The organism is Deinococcus arboris (genome assembly GCF_009755355.1).
GTDB lineage: Bacteria > Deinococcota > Deinococci > Deinococcales > Deinococcaceae > Deinococcus > Deinococcus betulae.
This window is the reverse complement of the sequence record NZ_WQLB01000002.1, coordinates 293,134-314,155: the sequence shown is the minus strand read 5'-3', so window position 1 is coordinate 314,155 and position 21,022 is coordinate 293,134. Positions and strand designations below refer to the sequence as shown.

The window sequence follows — 21,022 nt, the reverse complement described above, 5'->3', positions numbered from 1 at the left end:
CAGACCTTTTCGTCTGGAGAGCTTCTCTTCCCCTCATATAGCCCATCATGTTTTCGGTTCTGAAGCCTGTGCAGTGTGTCCCTGATGCTCGTCATCTGCCGCCGTTCGGACACCGTCCACAAGCGTCAGGAAGGCCTGCACCACCTCAGGGTCAAACTGCTTGCCCGCCTGCTGCGCAATCTCTTCCTGGGCTTGCTGCGCGGTCCAGGCGGGCTTGTAGACCCGCTTGCTGGTCAGGGCGTCGTAGACATCGCACACCGCGAAGATGCGTGCGAGCAGCGGAATCTCTGCCCCAGACAGCCCAGACGGATAACCGGCGCCGTCCCAGCGCTCGTGGTGGGCACGGATCACGTTCAGTGCTCCAGGCGACAGCTGGGGAATATGAGCCGCAATAGAGGCCCCAGTGGCCGCATGGCTCTGCATGACCTGCCACTCGTCGGGATCCAGCCGGCCAGGCTTCAGAAGAATGCGGTCGGGAATGGACAGCTTGCCAATATCGTGCAGGTAGGCGCCCTGCCGGAGATCATCCAGGGCGCTGCTGCTCAGACCCAGCGCGCGCCCAAGCTGGACGCTGGCATCCACCACTCGCTGGGTGTGGCCATACGATTCCAGGTCGCGGGCTTCAAGGGCCACACCGAGGCCCAGCAGGCCGCCTTCCAGGGTCTGCCGAACTGCCTGCACGGTCTGCCGAAGCTCCAGCACGTGCGCCAGGCGCATCGCGGCAAGTTCCAGAAGATGCTGCGCCCGTACCGGCACCGCCCGGTACGCCGTGATCTGCATCGTCCAGAGAATGCCGATGGCCTGTCCCCCGACTTCCACGGGCGTGACCATGCCGCTTTTCCCCTGGAGCCGATCCCAGATGCCTGAAGCCGCTGGGTCGTTTGGCGCGTCCAGCGTCACGACTGTGCGGTGATCCTGAACCGCCCGCTGGGCCAGGGGACTCAGCCGAATGCGGCCGTCCAGCACGCCGTCAGGGAACGTCACAGCTGGATCATGGTCCAGGCGCTGATTGACGAGGTGGCCTTCGCTGACCTGGGCAAAGGCCGCTGCCTCAAACCGCAGCAGGCAGCGGACCAGGTGGAGCCCCTTGGTCACGATGTCTTCGGGAGAATCCATCTGGACCAGTTGATAGGACAGGTTAAACAGCCCGCGCTCCTCGCCTAGCCGCTGCGCGGAGATGGCGCCCTCGCCTTTGTCGAGGTACAGGGCATGGTCAGCTTCATTCAGCGCCTCTTGAAAAGGCTGGGTCTCGTTCAGGTGGCTGAGGCCAAACAGGAACGCGGGCTGGTCAGGAAAAGGAGAAGCCAGTTGACGCTGCAGGCCACTGAGAATGCGGTTGATGTCCTCAAAACTGCTCGTCGGGACAAAGAGCAGAAATTCGTCACCGCTCCACCGGGTCAAGTTTGTGCCTCGGGGGAGGTGCTGGCGGAGGGCACGCTCGATGCACCGGATGAGTGCGTCACCCGCCGCCCAGCCGCGCTGGTCATTGAGGAACTTGAGGCGGTTCACGGCGACCAGAACAAGCAGCCCAGAGGTGCCTGTCTGCTGGAAGATGCGCTCGAATTCGAGGCGGGGATAAGGCTGGAGCCCACGACCGCCCTGCTGCCAGGCCAACTGCAGCGCCCGCCACCACCTGAATTCAGACATGGCGGCAGTGTAAGCGAAGGCCACCAAGCTCAACCACAGCTGGGGCGCAAAATAGCCAGTTGCTGAGCCGTGACCTGCCGGCTCGTTACACCACATGCAGGTCTGAATCTCTGGCCAAGCTCACCTGCGTCTCTCTGCATAGTCTCACGCGCGAACTGCGCTGGTCGGATTGGTCAGGGAATGCGGCCCCGCTCCACTGTTTCAGTCACGTGGTAGCGCTGCGCTGACTGACTATGGCCGCCCACAGGTCTGGACTCTATGGACCTGCCAGACGCTCTGGTCGCAGCGCTGTGCTGCGTCAGATGGAAGCTGTGGTGAAGGTGCAGGGCGGTCCTGCTGGGCGATGGAGAATAGGCTGACCTCAGGCTTTGGCCGGCCAGAGCTGACTCCACAGTGGCCGGTGGGCGCGCTGCCCGCGTTGCCTGTCTAATAGGTCATGCCAACACTGGATGCGGACGTGATCGTGGTTGGTGCTGGACTGGCGGGGCTGGTGGCCGCCGCCGAACTTGCCGACGCCGGAAAGCGCGTCCTTCTGCTGGATCAGGAAGGCGAGCAGAACCTGGGTGGACAGGCCTTCTGGTCGCTGGGTGGCCTCTTCTTCGTGGACAGTCCGGAGCAGCGCCGCTTGGGCATTCATGACTCCCGTGATCTGGCGCTGCGCGATTGGATGACGGCCGCCGCCTTTGACCGCCCTGAGGACCACTGGCCCAGAAAATGGGCGGAGGCTTACGTGGACTTTGCCGCCGGCGAGAAGCGGTCCTGGCTGCATGCCCAGGGGATGCGGTGGTTTCCGGCTGTGGGCTGGGCCGAGCGGGGCGGGGCAGGCGCGAGTCTGCCAGGCAACAGCGTGCCGCGCTTTCATATCACCTGGGGCACAGGGCCGGGCGTCCTGGCCCCTTTTGAGCGGCGCGTCCGCGCGCATCAGCAGGCCGGCTGGATTCGCTTTCACTTCCGCCACCGTGTGCGCGGCCTGAACATGATCCAGGGGGTCGTGCAGGGGGTTTACGGAGATATTCTGGAAGCCTCCGACGTGCAGCGCGGTGAAAGCAGTTCGCGGGTGGTCGTGGACGACTTCAGCTTGAATGCTCAGGCAGTGCTGGTGACCTCTGGGGGAATCGGAGGAAATCACGAGCTGGTGCGCCGGTACTGGCCGACCGAGCGTTTGGGGCCGGCCCCCGCCTTCATGGTCTCAGGCGTACCAAAGCACGTTGATGGCCTGCTCCAGCAGGCGGTGCAGAAGGTCGGGGCCCAGCTCATCAACCCGGACCGGATGTGGCATTACACCGAGGGGCTCCGGAACTGGAATCCCATCTGGCCGAATCACGGGATTCGTATTCTGCCTGGGCCCAGCAGCCTGTGGCTGGACCCCACTGGAAAGCGCCTGCCCTTCCCCCACATTCCGGGGGCCAGCACCCTCGACACCTTGCGGCACATCACCACCCAAGGGTATCCCTACACCTGGTTCCTGCTCAACCGCGCCATCATCAGACGTGAGCATGCCCTTTCTGGCAGCGAACAGAACCCCGATCTGACTGGCAAAAATATCCGTCTGACCCTAGAGCGCGTCCGGGGGGTGCAGGCGCCAGTGCAGGCGTTCATGGACCATGGCGCAGACTTCGTGGTGCGGAACAACCTGCGCGAGCTGGTCGCCGGGATGAACGAGCTGGTTGGCAACGACCAGGTAGACTTCGCTCAGGTGGAGCAGGAAGTCCGCGACCGCGACCTCCAGCTGCGCAATGTGGCCGGGAAAGACCCGCAGCTCGCCCTTATCCGCAATGCCCGCAATATTCTCAGCGAGCGCCTGATTCGGGTGGCGAAGCCCGCGCCGATCCTTGACCCGGCCAGTGGGCCTCTGATTGCTGTCAAGCTCAACATCCTGACCCGCAAGTCGTTGGGTGGGCTGGCAACGGACCTGGAAGGGCGCGTGCTGGGCCAGGACGGACAGCCTTTGCCGGGCTTATCTGCGGCGGGCGAGGTGGCTGGCTTCGGAGGCGGTGGGGTTCACGGCTACCGGGCGCTGGAAGGCACCTTTTTAGGAGGCTGCATCTTCAGTGGACGCGCCGCCGGACGGGCTCTGGCCGCCGCTGTGGACTGAGTATCAGGCGAATAGCCACTTCGATTTCTGGGCTTTTCTAGATTGTTCTCACTCCTCCCGCTCACTCAGTGTTTTTGATGTTCTGGACAGTGCTTTTTGTCTAGATTGCCCTGCCAGGTTTAGAGAGCTGTAGAGGGTGATGGGAGATGAAGGCTCGTTGGGATGGCCCAGCGCAGCCCGCAGAATCTCCACTTGCTGTGCATTGACTTGGTCGTGCGGAGTCACTGATGCGGCGTGCTCTAGAAACTGAGCGTGTGCGGCTGCATGGGCCTTTTTCGCGCCGCGAGAATCGCAGAACACTGATCGTCCAGGGCAAGAGCTTTGCCGTCAACCTTATATCCAGTCAAACGGCACGGGCCTGCTGGGCGCTCCAGTCCAGATTGGCCAATGCAGGTTGGCACAGCTGGTAAAGCTCTCGCCGCAGGTGACAGAGGTCGTGAAGCTCCAGCAAGAGTTCAGTTTCTAAGGGCTCAACATTCACGACCTTGAGGTGCTGGGCGCTGTTAACCGTAAGTGGCGCGCCAGCGTCCGATTTGAGCAGCAGGGCCAGGAAGTCATGGAACAAGGGAGCCAAGGGGCAGGCTTGGACGTCCTGCTTATGCAGCATGTCATTCACAGCCGTTACGAAATCAGAAGAAGCGCTGGCGGCATATGGCCGCGCACCCAGTGCGGCGTCAAGGGAGTAGGCGAGGACCAGACCCTGCGCCAACGCGCGGCACCGCCGGTCTCGCGCCCGGACGCGCTCAATCAGTCCATAAAGAGCTGGAGGGGCGAAGAACAGAGTGGATTCTTTGAGAGGAGATTCAAATTCGGTCACAAGCAGGGCTCCCAGAAAGCAGCGGCGAAGAGATAGATTGACCAGTGTGGTGGTCTTTTCCCTCTCAAGGGTAGGAGGCGGGGGGGGAAAAAGGGGGGAAGAGCCGCTAGTCTGCCGCTATGACGTCTCGCCCGGCTGAGATCGAAACGGCGCTGCAGCAGCTGCCGCCCACGCTGCTCAATGCTCTTCTTCCGCTGGCGCTGGAGAAGACCTGGCACCCTGTTCGCTCGCTCAGCGTGGCGCCGGATCTTCCCGATGTCTGGTGGGACCAGGTGCAGACACACCTGCCCCTCGTGGTCCAAGAGAACGGCACCATCCCTGTGCCTTCCGAACTGAGAGAAGCACTGACCCAACGACTCTCCATCACGTTTCCACGGCGCTACCGCGAGTTGATCCAGCAGCACAGTGCAGAGGCCCTGCGAGACGACAACATCTCTCTAGCTGCTTCTCTCCTGAATGACATTGGCGATCAGGAAGGCTTAAATGCTGTGCTGGAGAAGTGGATCAGCGAGCACCACCACATCGGCAATCACGAGCGAATTGAATTAGAACTGAAAAGTATTCCTTCGGCGTGGCTTGGCGCCCGTGCGCAAGCGGCTTACTGGCTCAGTCAAATCGTTTCGGGCCGCGAAATGGCGATTGAAGCGCGTCAACAGGTTCAGCAAGCGTATGACCGTGGTGATCGTAACCCCCGCCTCATGCAGGCGTTCAGCTTCGCGCTTCACTCGGAAGGTCAATATCAACTGGCTTTGCAGGTTGCTCGGCAAGCGCTCGCCACTGACATAGCCGGTATTGATCAGCTGCGTATCCTGCATTTAAAAGCCATCAGCTTGGATTGTTTAAGTCAGGATGTAGAGCATCTAGAAGCGGCTCAAGAGCTACTTGATCAGGCGACGGCTCATGTGGACCTGCGTTATATGGGACTCGCTCACGTTACGCTTGCCTGCGCCTATGAGAATTTGAGCGATTGGGCAACAGCGGAGCCTCATTACCAGCAGGCGATTACTCTTTATAACCGGACATCGCAGTGGCGCTTCCTCGCCACGCTGCTCAATAACTACGCTCAGGCCCTTGGCGACAGGGGCAGAGTCACGGAGGCGCTTCAGCACCTCCAGGATGCGGAACGGCTGTCTCATATCTCTCCGAGGCACCAAGCCTGGCTGGCCATGTCCAAAGCGACGATCCACCATCGGTACGGCATGCATGTTGACGCGCTCGCCTCGACGCGGCAAGCAGTGCTGCTGCTGCGGCAGTTGCAGTTACCAGCGGACGAGGTGATGGCCCTTTCGTCTGTCGCCGAGCGCCTCGTCTTCAATCAGCAGATTGAGGCCGCTGAGCAAGTCCACCGGGAAGCGCGGGCCCTGCTTGGGACCGATCCGGACGGTGAGGCGCAGCTGGCCTTTACAGCTGGTGTCATCACCTTTGCGAAGCAGGAGTGGCTGACGGCGGAAAAGCAGTTCCGGGAGGCGTTAAGCGGCTCCCTCTTCAATTGGAACGAGGCCAGAGCCCATATCTATCTCGTTGCCCTGGCCTTGAAAGCGGGAAAGACGCCAGACACGGAAGTCCTAAGGACGAAGCTAGATGCGTTCGGTCAGGACACCCCGCTGCTCACTGACGCCTCACTACTGACCGAGACCTTGACCTGGTTGCGACAGCAGCCAGAGTGGCGGGAGCGCGTTGAGCAGGTCTTTGGTCACCAGATGATAGGGACAGTCCCACTGCGCCTGGAACTTCTGGGGCCACTGGAGATTTATCACCAAGAGCGCCTGCTCCGGTTCCCACTGCGCCGCTCTGCCGAGTTGCTCGCCTTCCTGGCCCTCCAAGGTGCAAGTACCCGGCAACAGCTCATGGCTGCGCTGTGGGAGGAGCAGGCTGATAAGAAAGTGGTGGACCTCTTCAAGAAGACACTTCGGGGGTTGCGGGAGACCTTACGGCCGCTTTTGCCCGAGGGTGCGGACCCTATCGTGATTGAGGGTGGACAGCACCAGCTTCATCCGCTCCTTGCCCTGACCACTTCCTGGCTTGCCAGGGATCTGTTTCTCGCGCCAGCGGTCCATATCCGTGGGCCTCTTGAAATCCGGGGGCCTTTCTTGGCTGATGCTCAGGGCCCGTGGGCTGATGATGCACGTCGTGAGATTCACGAACGGCTGTATCAGGACCTGACTGAACGGCTGGAGAACGGTGACCCTACAGTTCAACAGGCTGTGCAGTTGCTCCGTACGCTGGTTTGACGCGGCGACCGGCTGGGGCGAAGTGATGGCTTGGTGACCATGAGCGGGTGTTGGTTCAACAGCTGTGGCCTTACGCCACTCCTGATCCATGCTGAAGTCGGTGATACCTAAGAAGTGTCTCGCGTGCCTTGGCGGCCCTTCTCTGGGAACAGGTCCCCCTCTCCATTCGGGGCGACTTGAGCACAAGGGCGTTGTCCGGGAACCGCCGACTCAGATTCAGTGGATGTCGCAGCGGTCAACGCAGCGTGCAGCCAGGCAATCTGGTCGGCGTTGGCCTGGTCGTGGCGATTCATTGTTTGGCATCTTGCCACATTCACGGTGGCCGAGCTGCCGCACATGCGGCGCGGTGAATCTACGAATTCAACAAATACCAGGCACCTGCCCAATTCGGACGGGTGCCTGGCAGTAAGGCCGCGTTAGACAGGTCTCAGAAGCGTTTAAGACGGGTGGTGCCTAACCGGGGTTAGCCCCGCCCTATTTCAGCAACTTCCAGGTGCCGTTCACGACCTGCACCATGACGCGGCTGCGGGCGTCCAGGCCCAGGTGGTCGGTCGCTGACAGGTTGAAGATGCCGTGCGACCCAATCACATTGCGGGTGGCTTCCAGGGCGTCCCGCAGGGCGTCCCGGAACTCGGCGGTGCCGGGCTTGGCCCGCTTGAGGGCCACCGGAATGGCCTTTTGCATCAGCAGGCCGGCGTCCCACATGTGGGCACCAAATGTGGAGACGCTGTCTTTGCCGTAGCGGCTTTCGTACAGCGACATGTAATTCAGGCCCACGCGCTTGCTGGGGCTGCTGTCGGGCAGCTGGTCTGCCACCAGCACCGGGCCGGCGGGCAGAATGGCGCCCTCGACATCCTTGCCGCCCACGCGCAGAAAATCAGCGTTGGCGACTCCGTGCGTCTGGTAAATCTTGCCGCTGTAGCCTCGGTCATTCAGGGTCTTTTGCGGCAGCACGGCCGGCACGCCAGAAGCGCCGATCAACACCGCGTCGGGACGGGCCGCCACGATTTTCAGAATCTGGCCGGTCACGCTGGTGTCGCTGCGCCCATAACGTTCCTCGGCCACCACGCGAATGCCGCGCGCCGCCGCGCTGCGTTTCAGTTCGGCCAGCCAGCCTTCGCCGTAGGCGTCGTTAAAGCCGATGTAGCCCACCGTTTTAATCTTGTTCTGCTGCATGTGCTGGACGATGGCCGCCGCCATCAGGGCGTCGGTCTGGGGGGTCTTGAATACCCACTGCCGCTTGGCGTCCACAGGCTTGATGATGCCCTCGCTGGCGGCCAGACTGATCAGAGGCACCTTCGCTTCGGCCACCACGTCAATCATGGCCAGCGAGGCGGGCGTGGTGGTGGTCCCGATAATCAGGTCCACCTTGTTCTCCTGAATGAGTTTGCGGGTGTTGGTGACGGCCGCCGTGGTGTCAGAGGCGTCATCGAGGATGGTGTACACGACCTTCTGCCCGCCGATGGTCTGGGGCAGCAGGGCCACGGTGTTGCGCTCGGGAATACCCAGGCTGGCCGCCGGGCCGGTCGAGGATACAATGACGCCCACCCGCACGTCGGCCAGGGCGGTGCAGGCGCAGGTAAGAAGGACAGTCAGGGTCAGGCGGGTTCGCATGGGCAACCTCCGGTGGCCGCAGGTGGGCCAGAACACTCGTTTGGATTGCGCCGATGGTAGCACCTGCTCCTGTGGAAACAAGCAGGAACGGCGCCTGCCAGCGGGAGGCTGACAGGCGCTAAAGGTGCAGAGGAGTGAACAGGGATGAGGGCGTAGAGGTGGTGTTTGCCCCCGACTAGACCGGCGCAGTCTGCCCTGAGCCCAGCAGGGCGTGCGCCGCCGCCTGCAAGTGCGCCCGCCGGAATCCGTGTGTGACTAGTGCAGGCAAAGGCAGCTGCGCCGCAGCGTCAGGCGACCACAGGGCCAGGTGAACCGCCGGGGCGCGGCGCGTGGCCAGGCGTGCCGCCAGGGCCACGGTGGTGTCCGGTATCCCCCAGCGGCCAGTGGTGGCCAGCAGCGCCGGGGCGCTGGGTAAGCGGGCCAGCAGAGCCGCCGTGGCCTCTGCATCCTCAATCACCGCACTTTGAAGATGGGGGAAGGCTGGGCGCAGCGCCGCTGCCAGCGCCTCGCTGCTCAGAAAATCGCCGTAGGGACCGCCCAGCTCACTCTCGGCGGGCGCAAACAGCAGAACGGGCGCCGCCGGGTCAAGGGTGGGGAGCAGCCCCTGGCGTTCCAGGGCGCCCGTCGCCCACCGCAGGGTGGCGGCTTCATCCTGCTGGCGCTGCGCGGCGCTGACTAGGCGCCGCGCTCCCGGAAAGCGCGCCTCTGCCTGACTCAGGCGTGTGATGGCAGCTTCCACGCGCTCTGCGCTCAGGGTGCCGCCCCGCAGGGCCTGCTCCAGTGCGCGCGCGTGAAGGTCGTGCAGGCTCTGGTCGCCGTGCCCGCACACCAGGACGGCGTCGGCGCCGGCTGCCAGCGCCAGAGCGGCGCCCTGCCCAGCAGGATAACGGTCGGCCACGGCTTTCATGTCCATTGCGTCCGTTACGACGATGCCGCTGTAGCTCCATTCCTGACGCAGCAGGCCGTCCAGCAGGGCCGGCGAGAGGGTCGCTGGCCGCTCCGGGTCCAGGGCGGGATACAGGATATGCGCGGTCATCACGCTACCCACACCGGCCTGCACCGCCGCCCGGAACGGCACCCACTCGCAGGCCTCCAGCGCCGCGCGGCTCTTGTTCACTACGGGCAGGGCCAGGTGGCTGTCCACGCGCGTATCGCCGTGCCCTGGAAAATGCTTGACGGCACTCAGAACACCCGCCGATTCGCTGCCCAGCGCCCAGGCCACGCCCAGGGCCGCCACCCGCGCCGGGTCGGTGCCGAGGGAACGCTCACCGATCACTGGGTTCAGTGGGTCAATGTTCACGTCCAGGCTGGGGGCGTAATTCCAGTTAATGCCCAGTTCCAGCAGGCCCCGCGCTGCCAGCGCCCCCGCCTCAAAGGCGGCCTGGGGATCGTCCAGCACCCCCAGCCCCTGCGGCGTGGGCGGCTGCGGGCCGTCCAGGCGGCGCAGCACCGCGCCGCCCTCTTGGTCGGTGGCCACCAGGGCGTCGCGTTCCAGCGCGTCCCGGATATCCGCCACCAGCCGCGCGGTGGCTTCTGGCGTGGTGATGTTGCGGGCAAACAGGCACACGCCGCCGGGATTCAGGGCGCGCAGCCAGCGGGCCAGGTCCGGGGTGAGGCTGGGGCCGGGGAGGTCCACCATTAATGTGCGGGCTGGGTGGGTCATACCGTGCGCGTCACTTTCGCCAGGCGGGGCGGGGCATCGGGGTTCTCGCCGCGCGCAACAGCGGCGTGGGCAATCAGCAGCTGTGCGGCCAGCGCCGAGACTGCCGGGTCCGTCAGGGGGTGGCCGGTGGGCTGGGTGGGCAGGTCGGCGGCCTGCCCGGCGGCGCTGTCGCCAATCAGCGTGACCTTGGCGCCGTAGCCGCGCAGCGTCTCCAGGCTGGCCGCCGTGAACGGCGCGGTGGCGTCCCGGCCCTGAAAGAACAGCGCCGGCGTGCCGGGTTCGGCCAGCCGGGCGGGTCCGTGGGCAAACTCGGCGGTCGAGAAGGCCAGGGCCGCCACGCCCGCCGTCTCCTGCAACTTCAGTGCGGCTTCGGCCGCCACGCCGCTGTGCAGCCCGCGCCCCAGCACCAGGGTGGGCTGGTCGCCTGTCAGCCGCAGGGCCGCCTGCCGCGCCCGGTCCTCCTGCGCCAGCACAGCCCGCAGCGCTCCAGGCAGGGCGTCCAGCGCCGCACCCAGGTGGTCGTCAGGGCGCCAGGCGTGCAGCAGGCGCGCGCCCAGCGTCAGGGCGGCCAGGTAGCTTTTCGTGGCGGCCACCGCGCGCTCCTCGCCGGCGTGCAGCGGCAGCACGAGGTCGGCGGCGTGGGCCAGCGGGCTGCCGGGTGTATTGACCAGCGCGCAGGTCAGGGCGCCGCCCCGGCGGGCCTGGGCCAGCGTTTCGACCAGATCGGGGCTGCCGCCTGACTGGCTGATGGCCAGCACCAGCGCGCCCCGGTAACTCACGTCGGCGTGATACACCCCGGCCACACTGGGCGCCGCGCTGACCACGGGCAGGCGCAGATGTGTCTCCAGGCCGTAGCGCAGCGTGGTTGCGGCGTGGTCTGACGAGCCGCGTGCCAGCGTCACCACAAAGGAGGGGCCAAAGTCAGCAATCTGCCGGGCCACGCGCGCCACATCCGCGTCGGCGGCCTGGCGGGCCACCACCTCGGGGGCTTCTCTGGCCTCGCGCAGCATCAGGGGCTCGGCAGGGGGCAGGGTCACGTCGTCCCGGCGGGCAGTGGGCTTGGCCTCAGTCATTTCACGGCTCCTTCCATGCCGCGCAGGAACAGCTTCTGGGCAGCCAGGAATACGATCAGCACTGGCAGCATCATGATGATGGCCCCAGCGGCAATGTTGAACGGGTCGTAATTGAATTGCCCCTTGAGCTTCAGCACGGCCACGGCCAGGGGGGCTTTATCAGGCGCACCGGACAGCACCAGCATGGGCCAGAAATAGGCGTTCCAGGTGGTCACGGTGGTAAAGATGCCCAGGGCCGCCAGGGAGGGTTTGGTCAGCGGCAGCATGATGCGCCACAGGATGCCCAACTCGCTGGCGCCGTCCAGCCGCGCGGCTTCCAGCAGGGCGACCGGCACCGCCAGGAATGCCTGGCGCATCAGGAAGATGCCGAACGCCCCGGCAATCGTGGGAATGGCCACGCCCAGATGGGTGCCCAGCAGGCCCAGATTCTTCAGCGTCAGGGTGTTGACGATAAAGGTGGTTTCCGAGGGCAGCACCAGGGTTGCCAGAATCGCTCCGAAAATCAGGTTGCGGCCTGGAAAGCAGAACCGCGCCAGCGGGTAGGCAGCCAGGGCAGAGACCAGCAGGGTGCCCACTACGGTCAGCGCCGTAATGGACACCGAGTTCCACAGCGCCTTGCCCAGGCTGAAGGTGCGGAACACGTCGGCAAAGTTGTACAGGGTCACGCGCTTGGGCAGCAGGCTGGCCGGAAAGGCATAGATAGAGGTCCCTGCCGTCTTGTCCGTCAGGGCGATAGCCAGTGTCCAGATGAACGGGAACAGGGCAAACACCAGAATCAGCAGCAGCAGGGCATAGCGCAGGGCCAGCCGGGCGGGTTTGCGCCAGGCCACCGGGCGGTGGGCCGTCTGGGCAGGGGACGCAGCAGTCAGGCTCATAAGAACTCCGGTTGAGGGGCACCCTGTCGCCCTTCAAGTCGAGCAGAGCAAGTTGAGAAGCACGGGAATAGAGCGGCAGAGAGGTCGGGCGCGCAGGGGGTTATCTGGTAAGGGCTCCGGGCCGCAAATAGAAGCCGCTTCATGCCTGCTCCTCCTCGGGGCGGTGAAACAGCCGGAAGTTCACGGCCGAGAGCAGCAGCGCCACGGCCGCCACCACCAGGCCGGCCGCGCTGGCCAGGCCGTAGTCGAAGTCAAAGCCCTGGAAGGCCTTGGCGTAGACGTACATCAGGGCGGTGTAAGTGGAGTTGAGGGGGCCGCCGTTGGTCAGCACCAGCACTTCTTCCAGCACCCGCAGCGCCGCAATGGTGGACAGCAGGGTACACAGCAAGATGGTCGGCCGCATCAGCGGCACCGTGATGCGCCAGAACCGCTGCCAGGCGCTGGCGCCGTCCAGTACCGCCGCTTCCTCCAGTTCTTCGGGAATGGTTTGCAGGCCAGCCAGATACAGCACCATGTAGTAGCCGAACCCACGCCAGAACGTCACCAGCATGACCGCCCAGAAGGCCCAGGCCTCCGAGTTCAGCCAGCCAAACTGCGACTCGGTGCTCGTCAGGCCCAGCGAGCGCAGCAGCCAGTTCAGGGTGCCCTCGCGGTTAAAGACCCACTCCCACATGACCGCCGCCAGCGACACGGACGTCACCACCGGCACGTAGTACCCCGCCCGGAAAATCGCCATGCCCGGCAGCTGCTTGTTCACCAGCACCGCCACGGCCAGCGCCCCCAGTTGCAGGGCCGGCACCACCAGCAGGTATTTCACGCTGTTTTTCAGGGCCGTGAGAAACAGGGGGTCGGCAAACAGCTTCTCGAAGTTGTCGGTGCCCACCCACTTTGGGGCCAACCCGTTCGCAAAGCGCGCGCCGTTGTACTCCGTAAAACCCAGGTAAGAGCCGTACAGCAGAGGGTAGAAGGTAAACACCGCCAGCAGCACCAGGGCCGGGGCCAAAAAGGTGTACGACAGCAGCGTGGAACGCCAGGAAACTCGCATGGGGCAACGTCCTTTGCAAAGAGGGGAGGGGCCGGGGGCCAGGGAAACAAACCGGCCCGCCCGGAAATCGAGCGGGCCTTGAAGAGCGGGTGGGCGGCGCAGCCGCTCCGGCTCTGGGTGGCTGCAGGGCCACCTCAGAGGCTTATTTCTTCATGTTGGCGTTCCAGTACGCCACCGAATCGTTCAGGGCCTGCTGCGCGCTCTTTTTGCCCAGCAGCGCGGCCTCGATGTTGTCGTTGAAGTTCTTGTACAGGTCGTCGCTGTTGCCGGGCGCCTTGTAGCCAGGGTTGATAAAGCGGCCCGAAGCGCCGACCAGGCCGGTGGCCTTGGCAACGGGGTCCTGACTGGTCACCTTGAACTGCACGCTGGTCTGGGCCCCCAGGGTGGTGGGTACGACGGGCACCACCTTGGCGAAGGCCAGCTGGTTGGCGTTGTTCGTGAAGAAAGCGGCCAGTTTGGCGGCGGCCTGCGGGTTCTTGCTGGCCTTGGGGACCACCAGGCCCATGCTGCCGCCGGTCTGCACGTTGGCCTTGCCCACGGGGGCTTCGGTCACCACGGTCTTGGCGTACAGGCTGGGGTTGGTGTCCTTGATGCGGGTCAGGGCCTGGGGGCCGCCCACGATCATGGCCACGCGGTTTTGGGCATACAACTCGGTGGCCAGCTGGAAGGCTTCGCGGCGCACGGCGTCTTCGGGGATGTAGCCGCCGCGGTACAGCGTGACGAACTGGTTGAGCAGCGCGGCGTGCTGGGCGCTGTTAAACATGGCCTTGCCGTCGGCGGCGTAGATGGGCAAGCCCTCGGCGTAGAAGTACCCCAGGAACGACGCGGTGTTGGGGTCTTTCAGGGCTGGCACCCAGGCGTAGGCGCCGGTCTTGTCCTTGACCGTCTTGGCGTAGGTCAGCAGTTCGCTGGTGGAGCGGGGCGCGCGGCTCAGGCCGGCTTTTTGCAGCAGGTCGGGGTTGTACAGCAGCACGCCCTCGTTCAGCCAGCCGTACCAGGGGTAGGCGTAGACCTTGCTGCCCGAGGTGAAGTTCTTCAGGCTCTGGCCGTAGAAGGTGCGGCTCAGGGTGGCGGCGGGGGTCAGGTCGCTGGCGGCGGCCAGGAAGCCGTTCTGGGCGGCCTTCTGGGTCTCGTCAATGTTCAGGTTGACCACGTCGGGGGCGTTCCCCAGATTCACCGCTGCCACAAAGTCCTGCACCATCGAGTCCTGCTTGTCAAACCACTGCACCTTGATGGTCGGGTTGGCCTTTTCGAAGGCGGCAATCGTGGACTTGATGTAGCTGTCAAACTTGGGGCTCAGATACCACGTCCAGAACGTGACCGTGGTGGTCTGCGCGTTTGCGCTGGACAGCGCCGAGAGGCCGAGGCTGAGGGTCAGAACGGTCAGGGTACGTTTCATGGCAGTCTCCTTGGGGGACGTGACAGGCAGGGGAACTTAATACTTTTTCTCGACCACACTCTCGGCCGTGACGCGCAGAACGGCGGCGGCTTCGGGGCGGCGGGCGAGCAGGGCGGCGTACAGCACTTCCAGCACCAGCGTCTGGGACATCAGGGTGTCCAGCACGGCGTCGGTCAGGGGCTCTTCCTGGCGCGAGGTAAACAGCACCTTGCTGGCGTAGCGGGTCACGGGTGAACTGGCCCGGTGGGTAATGGCGACGGTGTAGTGGCCGTGGCTCTGGGCCAGGCGCAGGTGCTGCACGGTGTCAATGGTGCTGCCCGAACTGGTCAGGCCGATCACCACGCCGCCGCGCGGCAGGGTGGAGATGCTGACGGCCGCCACATGCGGGTCGGTGTGGGCCACGGCTGTGATGCCCAGGCGCAGCAGGCGGTGCGCAAACAGCTGCGCCACCAGTCCTGAATTGCCCTGGCCGGTCATGTCCACCCGTGGCGCGCGGGCCAGCTGATCGGCCACCGCTTCAATCACAGCGGGGTCAAGGAGGCGGCCGGTGTCTTCCAACGTCAGGGCGCTTTGCTTGACCAGGCGGGCGGTGTGGCCCGTCAGGTCGGCGCCGCTGACATTCTCGGGGGCCGTATCGCGCCCGGCCACATCGGCGGCCAGCGCAATTTTGAAGGCGTGAAAGCCGGCAAAATCCAGCTTGCGGCACAGCCGGGTGATGGTGGCCTCGCCCACGCCGGCCGAGGAGGCCAGCTCGGTGATGGTCTGGTGAATCACGGTTTCGGCGTCACGCAGGACGTGGTCAGCGACTTGTTTGAGGGAAGGAGAGAGGCTATGAGCGTGCAGCCGAATACGGCTGATGGCTCCCTGCGTATAGGCGGGGCGTGAGAGCGTTTGACTCATGGGCCTCCTTGGCCTGGGTCGGCAATGCGTTGATGAAGATATCTTAGGAATGAAAATTATTTTTGTCAAATCCTGAAAAATGCAGGCGGGAATTTTCAGGCTTGGCGAATCGCATGGGGCTTCATGAGCCGCAGTGGCTTTCGGATGCTGTCCAACAGCAAAAAACTTCTCTTGGGAGGCAGCCATTTTCCTGCTCAGCGCCAGCTTGAGCGCTGTTGCTCTTCAGTTCTTCCTCCTGCTTTGCCCTTCCTCAAAAGACTTAAAGTAGCCGGCCGACTGAGCTATGAAAAAAATTATTCTTCCTTCTTGACATCCTGAAAAAATATTTGCATGATGCGACTGTCCACAAAACGAAAGACCCCGGTGTGCCGTTCCCGTTCAACCCCTTTGAGGTGAGGTATGCACAAGACTGCTGCTCGGTTTACAGCCCTTTTGGCCCTGACATTGGCCCTTGGATCGTGTGGGACGCAGGCGCCGGTGGCGCATCAGGCCACCCTGCAGGCCCAGGCCACGGGGCCCACGGCAACGTTTGACAGCACGGGGACCTGGGACACGGGCTTCACCGGCCGCATCACCCTCACCAACCCCGGCCCCAACGCCATCACCGGCTGGACCCTCAAGTTCAAGTTCAACGGCAACGCCGCTGCCGGCAGCAGCGCCTGGGGTGCGGGCGGCAGCATCACCAAAGACAGCAGCGGCCTGTACACCATTACCCCCAACGCCTGGGGCGGCGCCACCATCCCCGCCGGCGGCAGTGTCACCATTGGCTATGACGGCTCTGGGCAACTCACGGGCGTCAACACCTGTACCCTCAATGGCGCCAGCTGTGCGGACACCACCACCCCACCCCCGGGCGGTGACACCACCGCCCCCACCGTGAGTCTCAGCGCGAGTCCAGGGACGGTGACGAGTGCGGGGAACGTGACGCTCACGGCCACAGCGTCGGACAACGTGGGGGTGACGAAGGTGGAGTTCTATCAGGGCACGCGGCTGCTGAGCACTGATACGACGGCGCCGTTCACGGCGTCGGAGGCCGTGACGAGTGCCAACAACGGGAGCCGCAGCTACAGCGCCAAAGCCTTCGATGCCGCTGGCAACACCAAGACCGCCTCTAGCAGCGTGACCGTCTCCATCGGCTCCACCCCCCCACCCAACACAGGCGGCTATAAGCGCGTCGGGTACTTTACCCAGTGGGGGATCTATCAGCGGAACTATCAGGTCAAGACGATGGACATCAGCGGCACAGCCGCCACCCTGACGCACATCAATTACGCCTTCGGCAACATCTACAACGAGGGCGGCACTTACCGCTGCAACATCGTGACCCGCGCCGAGAGCGGCAATGGCGACGGCGGCGACGGCTTTGCCGATTACGGGAAGTCTTTTGACACCGCGACCAGCGTGGACGGCGTGGCCGATGTCTGGAACCAGCCACTCAAGGGCAACTTCAACCAGCTCAAGAAGCTCAAGGCCAAGTACCCTGGCCTCAAAGTGCTGATTTCGCTGGGTGGCTGGACCTGGAGCAAGCATTTCAGCACGGCGGCCCTGACCGACGCTTCTCGCAAGGCGCTGGTCAGCTCCTGCATCGACGTTTACATCAAGGGCAATCTGCCAGTGGCCGACGGTGCGGGCGGGCCTGGGGCAGCGGCGGGCGTCTTCGACGGCATCGACATCGACTGGGAATACCCCGGCGGCGGCGGCCTGCCCACCAACTCGGTCAGCCCGCAGGACAAGCAGAACTTCACGCTGCTGCTGCAAGAATTCCGCCGTCAGCTTGACGCTTACAAGTCGGGGCTACTGCTGACCATCGCCGCGCCCGGCGGCGCCGACAAGATTGCCAACCAGGACCCGGCCGCCTATAAGAACGCCGTGGACTGGGTGAACATCATGTCGTATGACTTCCGGGGTGCCTGGGACGCCACCGGTCCCACCAACTTCCACTCGAACCTGTACCCCAGCCCCAATGACCCTGGGACGGGCGTCACCAAGAATTATTCGGTGGATACAGCAGTCACGGCGTTCCTGAATGCCGGTATGCCCGCCAACAAACTGGTGATCGGTGTGCCCTTCTATGGGCGGGGCTGGACGGGCGTGACGAACGCCAATAGCGGCCTGTATCAGCGGGCCACTGGCGCGGCGCGCGGCACCTATGAAGCGGGCTACGAGGACTTCAAGGTTCTGAAAACTGCCCCTGGCACGGTCTACCGCGATCCCGTGACCAAGCAGATGTGGAAGTTTGACGGCACGACCTTCTGGAGCTATGACGACCCCGAAGTCATTGCCACCAAGATGGCCTACATCAAGCAGAAGGGTTTAGGCGGCGCCATGGCCTGGTCCCTGGACGGCGACGATGCGCAGGGAACGCTGGCCAAAGCCGTGGCCAACGGCCTGAAGTAAACCAAACCAGAAGGAGCGCCCCAGCCAGAACGGTGGGGCGCACCTCTTGTGGCTTTACAGTCGGCGCAGTTCGGCGCCCAGCCGGTCACGCAGGCGGGCATACACCTCACGCGCCACCTGATCCAGGTCCACCTGCGGCGTGGGTGCCACGCGCCGGCCAACCGAAGGGGTGCTGGCCGCAGGCGGCGGCGCGCTGCTGGGGGCTGGGCGGTCTGCGGCGGCCGCATGTGCCCAGGGGGTGGGCCCAGCCTGAGGAGGTGGTGCAGCTGGCAGGGGCAGGGCCGCAGGCGGGGCAGCGTGATGGCGGGTGCTTGCTGAGGCTGGTTCATCCCAGACGGGCATGGCGTCCCAGGGTGCCGGCAGACCGGGCAGGCGGTTGGCCTGGCTTCCTTGACGGCTCCAGTTCACGCTGACTGGATCAGGCCGCGTCGTGTGTTCTCGCAGCGCGGCATGTTCAGTGGCTAGCGCCACGCCCTCTTCGTCATGGCTCTGGGCCTGGGGGGCGGCGCGGCGCAGCACTTCGGGGACGAAGTTGGGCCGGGTGTGTCGGACCGCGTGCGTGACCTCGTGGGCTGCCAGGGCCAGACCAGCTGGCGTATCCAGCCGCGTCTCTGGGGCTAGAAACACTGTTTGTCCTACGGTTAAGCCGTGGGCCTGGGCGGCCTTCAGAGCGGCGGGCACATGAACGTTCTGCACCACGCGCACGTCGCCCAGGTCCGTGCCCAGCGTTCGCTGGAGTGCCGCTTGAACGCTGGGGGCGAAGGCCTGGCCGTGGCCGTCTCTTTGAAAGGCAGTCTGCACGGCCTGTGCCAGAGGAGCCTGACCCGGCATCTCTAACAGAGTCCCCGGAACGACAGGCTGACTGGGCAGTGGTGAAGCGCTACGGGGTTTGCCCAGGGTGGGCGGCCCCAGCCGCGCTGGGGGCGGTCTGACTTCAGCCGGCGCCCGTCCAAGCGGGGCAGGCGGCATGATGGGTTGGGCCGCCTCCAGCGCAGGGCCAGCACTGATGGGCTGGATGCCCAGTGGAGCAGCGACAGGCGTCAGAGAGGGCGCCGTTTGACTCACCGGCGAGACCACAGCACTGTTCGGCAAAGCGAGAAGGCCAGGTGCCACAGGTGACGCCGCCTGAACAACTGGCGGAATTAGGCCACCGACATCAGGCCAGGTGGCTTCTGTCAAACTCCTCGCTGGTTGGAGCGCCGACCACCTGGAGTCGAAGCTTGTACTGCTAGGTGGTGTGACTGGAAGCAGCGGCGAGGCAGTCAACGCACTCAAACTTGGTGTTCCTGGTAAAGCTGACGCCCCGCTCTTGGTCGTAGGCGGCTGGGCCCTGCTCGGCTCAGTGAAAACTGGGGTCCTGAGCACTGGCACAGCTAGGTCTGATGGTGCCACTGGAAATGCGGAGGGCAGTGCCCCCGGCTGAACTGCTTCGGCTATTTGTGGCCCAGACCAAGGCGCAGATACAGGTGCAATCGCAACAGGTGCCACCAGGGGCGAGGGGGAAGGTGTCAGCGAGCCAAGCGTGGCCAATTCTGGCAGTCGAGGGTTGTTAATTTCACTCAACGCAGGCATCGTCAGCACTGGATGAAGCGCCGGTGTCAGGGCAGGTAACACGGCCTGTGCCCCGTCTAACTGGGTGGGGACGTTGGGCAGTGTGACTTCCACTGGAGCTGCAACTCTGCCTGGTTCTGCTGCATCTGCTTTAGGAGCAGGAATTGGAAGGAGAGGCGGTGCGGCAGGCCAATGAATCGCAGGTGCCATAGACCCGAAGCTCTCAGTTCTGGTCACCTCAGCTGGTGTGCTGAACTGCGGCAAGACAGGCTGGATGACTGGCTCTACGACAGGTCTAGCTGGTGTTAGTGGATTCCACCTGGCTGGCTCATTCTGGGGAAGTGTTGGAGTGCCGGATGTCTGTACAGCAGATGGAACGAGCAACGCTTCTGGCGGAAGGGCAGCCCCTGACGGCACTAGCTGAACAGGCATGACTGGTCTTGGCCCATTCACAGTAGGGCGAGACAGAGCCGCAGGCTGAGGCGCCAGGTCAGGCCGCGTCGGTCTTGATTCCGGTATCACCAAAGCTTGAGGCGCTGTGGTCTGAGGTCTGGCGGACTCAGAGTCAATGCTGTTGGGGCGAGGAGGTGCTGATAGCGCAGGTCCAGCCGACCAGGCAGTCAGCGCTGGCTCTAAGATCTCAGTCGCGCTAAGAGGCAGAGAGGCGCTGGCATTTGCCTCTGGCGCCCTATCCCCTGGGTTCGAGCTAGGCACCGTGGAATTGGGTGTCTGCTGGAGGATGCCCTCTCTCTGCGCAGGCGCCTCAACACGCTGGACAGCATTTGAGGAGGATGGTGGCGTAGCAGCCAAAGACGGCAAAGGCGCCGCAGCTGTGGGTGTAGGCCTTGATTCCTGTCCCTTGAAAAGAGAGGGAATGAGAGGCGCTGGTAGAGGAGATGCGGCAGCTGCCAACACCTGAGCATTTAAGGCCGGTGTAGGGCGAGGAGCCGGGACTGACTCTTCCTGAAGTGGCACCGGTATAAAGGTCGGGAGGACTGCTGCAGGTACGGCTATGTGCGGTGTCGGCGTCTGTCCAGTAGGAGCGGCAACTAGAGGCGTAGCGCGCTTGCTGCTCGTAGTCAGCTGAGCTGGCAGAGGCGAGATCGACGAGTCTAGTTGATCTGCTTGAGAGGCCTCTGGAAGAGCTGACAGCGCCACAGGTGCTTTGGGCACAGGCAAGGGTGTCCTACTCTCCACCAACTCGCGCCTAGAGATGAGTTGGATGGGCTCAGGGACTGATGCAAGAGCCTCAGATTGTGGTTCAAGTGCGCGTGAAACTGGTACGCTGGGCAGGATCACTGTCGGTTGCTGTGCAGTAGGCGAAGCTACAGGCAGCGATGGTGGAGATTGAACTGCTTCAACGGGCTTAGAGATGGCGGCATCTACGACCAGGGCTGAAGGCGAGGCTTCCGGCTGATTAATAGTTTGCTGAGGGACAACCGCTGGTGCCAGTTGCTCAGGTAAAGAACCCCTTTCTTCCAGTCCGCGCGGGACTAGGCGCTCGGGCGATCTGACCTCTCGCACCTCGGGCACGGACTTTGCCAATGGGGCTACCGGCAACGTCGCACCTGGTTCTCGGATCGGGGCTGGGGGCGGTGCACTCTCTGAAGTGGCAGAGCGGATTTGGGGCGGCTCCTGCTCCACTGGTGCCCTCTTGAGGAGGGGAGAGCTTGATTCCTGCCGCATCAAAGCGCGCGCACCCAGCTCAGGGGATA

At 64.0% G+C, this 21,022-nt stretch carries 13 protein-coding genes; 3 read left to right on the top strand and 10 right to left on the bottom strand.

The window, feature by feature from the left end; translation table 11 throughout:
• Positions 1-45: 45 nt before the first annotated feature.
• A complete protein-coding gene (locus GO986_RS02820) occupies positions 46-1,647 on the bottom strand; it encodes an HD domain-containing phosphohydrolase (RefSeq protein WP_198170367.1) in 1,602 nt (533 codons plus the stop codon).
• A gap of 436 nt (positions 1,648-2,083) precedes the next feature.
• On the opposite strand from GO986_RS02820, the gene GO986_RS02815 reads away from it, so the two are divergent.
• Positions 2,084-3,742, top strand: a complete 1,659-nt coding sequence (locus GO986_RS02815) for an FAD-binding dehydrogenase (RefSeq protein ID WP_157457678.1) — start codon at positions 2,084-2,086, stop codon at positions 3,740-3,742.
• Between the two features lie 343 nt (positions 3,743-4,085).
• Here GO986_RS02815 and GO986_RS02810 read toward each other — a convergent pair whose 3' ends face one another.
• A complete protein-coding gene (locus GO986_RS02810; protein WP_157457677.1) occupies positions 4,086-4,559 on the bottom strand; it encodes a hypothetical protein in 474 nt (157 codons plus the stop codon).
• Positions 4,560-4,678: 119 nt separating this feature from the next.
• Between GO986_RS02810 and GO986_RS02805 the strand changes: the two genes are divergently transcribed.
• The gene (locus tag GO986_RS02805; protein ID WP_157457676.1) at positions 4,679-6,790 is read left to right on the top strand and encodes an AfsR/SARP family transcriptional regulator; all 2,112 of its coding nucleotides are present in this window, start codon (positions 4,679-4,681) and stop codon (positions 6,788-6,790) included.
• Positions 6,791-7,264: 474 nt separating this feature from the next.
• Here the strand turns inward: GO986_RS02805 and GO986_RS02800 are convergent, their stop codons facing one another.
• The 7 genes from GO986_RS02800 to GO986_RS02770 form a co-directional block, all read right to left on the bottom strand.
• Positions 7,265-8,404, bottom strand: coding sequence for an ABC transporter substrate-binding protein (locus GO986_RS02800; protein WP_157457675.1), 1,140 nt, complete (start codon positions 8,402-8,404; stop codon positions 7,265-7,267).
• A 175-nt stretch (positions 8,405-8,579) separates the two neighbouring features.
• Positions 8,580-10,067, bottom strand: coding sequence for a glycoside hydrolase family 3 N-terminal domain-containing protein (locus GO986_RS02795; RefSeq protein WP_157457674.1), 1,488 nt, complete (start codon positions 10,065-10,067; stop codon positions 8,580-8,582).
• The gene (locus GO986_RS02790) at positions 10,064-11,140 is read right to left on the bottom strand and encodes an SIS domain-containing protein (protein ID WP_232337355.1); all 1,077 of its coding nucleotides are present in this window, start codon (positions 11,138-11,140) and stop codon (positions 10,064-10,066) included. Before GO986_RS02790 ends, GO986_RS02795 begins: the two co-directional genes overlap by 4 nt.
• Positions 11,137-12,015 (bottom strand): carbohydrate ABC transporter permease, encoded by an 879-nt coding sequence (locus GO986_RS02785; protein WP_157457673.1) that lies wholly within the window; start codon positions 12,013-12,015, stop codon positions 11,137-11,139. The genes GO986_RS02790 and GO986_RS02785 overlap by 4 nt, the downstream gene beginning before the upstream one ends.
• Positions 12,016-12,154: 139 nt before the next feature.
• Positions 12,155-13,060, bottom strand: a complete 906-nt coding sequence (locus GO986_RS02780; protein WP_157457672.1) for a carbohydrate ABC transporter permease — start codon at positions 13,058-13,060, stop codon at positions 12,155-12,157.
• Positions 13,061-13,202: 142 nt separating this feature from the next.
• On the bottom strand, positions 13,203-14,459 hold the full coding sequence (locus GO986_RS02775; protein ID WP_157457671.1) for an ABC transporter substrate-binding protein: 1,257 nt from the start codon (positions 14,457-14,459) through the stop codon (positions 13,203-13,205).
• Positions 14,460-14,495: 36 nt separating this feature from the next.
• Positions 14,496-15,359, bottom strand: a complete 864-nt coding sequence (locus tag GO986_RS02770; RefSeq protein ID WP_157457670.1) for a MurR/RpiR family transcriptional regulator — start codon at positions 15,357-15,359, stop codon at positions 14,496-14,498.
• A gap of 399 nt (positions 15,360-15,758) precedes the next feature.
• On the opposite strand from GO986_RS02770, the gene GO986_RS02765 reads away from it, so the two are divergent.
• On the top strand, positions 15,759-17,756 hold the full coding sequence (locus GO986_RS02765) for a glycosyl hydrolase family 18 protein (RefSeq protein WP_157457669.1): 1,998 nt from the start codon (positions 15,759-15,761) through the stop codon (positions 17,754-17,756).
• Positions 17,757-17,810: 54 nt separating this feature from the next.
• On the opposite strand, the gene GO986_RS22505 is transcribed toward GO986_RS02765, so the two are convergent.
• Complete coding sequence (locus GO986_RS22505) at positions 17,811-18,587, bottom strand: eCIS core domain-containing protein (protein WP_198170366.1); 777 nt, start codon at positions 18,585-18,587, stop codon at positions 17,811-17,813.
• Positions 18,588-21,022: the final 2,435 nt, after the last annotated feature.

Bases quoted from the DNA above. Each gene is read 5' to 3' on its own strand.
- GO986_RS02820 (WP_198170367.1), bottom strand. From the start codon at position 1,647: ATGTCTGAATTCAGGTGGTGGCGGGCGCTGCAGTTGGCCTGGCAGCAG.
- GO986_RS02815 (WP_157457678.1), top strand. From the start codon at position 2,084: ATGCCAACACTGGATGCGGACGTGATCGTGGTTGGTGCTGGACTGGCG.
- GO986_RS02805 (WP_157457676.1), top strand. From the start codon at position 4,679: ATGACGTCTCGCCCGGCTGAGATCGAAACGGCGCTGCAGCAGCTGCCG.
- GO986_RS02800 (WP_157457675.1), bottom strand. From the start codon at position 8,404: ATGCGAACCCGCCTGACCCTGACTGTCCTTCTTACCTGCGCCTGCACC.
- GO986_RS02795 (WP_157457674.1), bottom strand. From the start codon at position 10,067: ATGACCCACCCAGCCCGCACATTAATGGTGGACCTCCCCGGCCCCAGC.
- GO986_RS02790 (WP_232337355.1), bottom strand. From the start codon at position 11,140: ATGACTGAGGCCAAGCCCACTGCCCGCCGGGACGACGTGACCCTGCCC.
- GO986_RS02785 (WP_157457673.1), bottom strand. From the start codon at position 12,015: ATGAGCCTGACTGCTGCGTCCCCTGCCCAGACGGCCCACCGCCCGGTG.
- GO986_RS02780 (WP_157457672.1), bottom strand. From the start codon at position 13,060: ATGCGAGTTTCCTGGCGTTCCACGCTGCTGTCGTACACCTTTTTGGCC.
- GO986_RS02775 (WP_157457671.1), bottom strand. From the start codon at position 14,459: ATGAAACGTACCCTGACCGTTCTGACCCTCAGCCTCGGCCTCTCGGCG.
- GO986_RS02770 (WP_157457670.1), bottom strand. From the start codon at position 15,359: ATGAGTCAAACGCTCTCACGCCCCGCCTATACGCAGGGAGCCATCAGC.
- GO986_RS02765 (WP_157457669.1), top strand. From the start codon at position 15,759: ATGCACAAGACTGCTGCTCGGTTTACAGCCCTTTTGGCCCTGACATTG.
- GO986_RS22505 (WP_198170366.1), bottom strand. From the start codon at position 18,587: ATGCCGGGTCAGGCTCCTCTGGCACAGGCCGTGCAGACTGCCTTTCAA.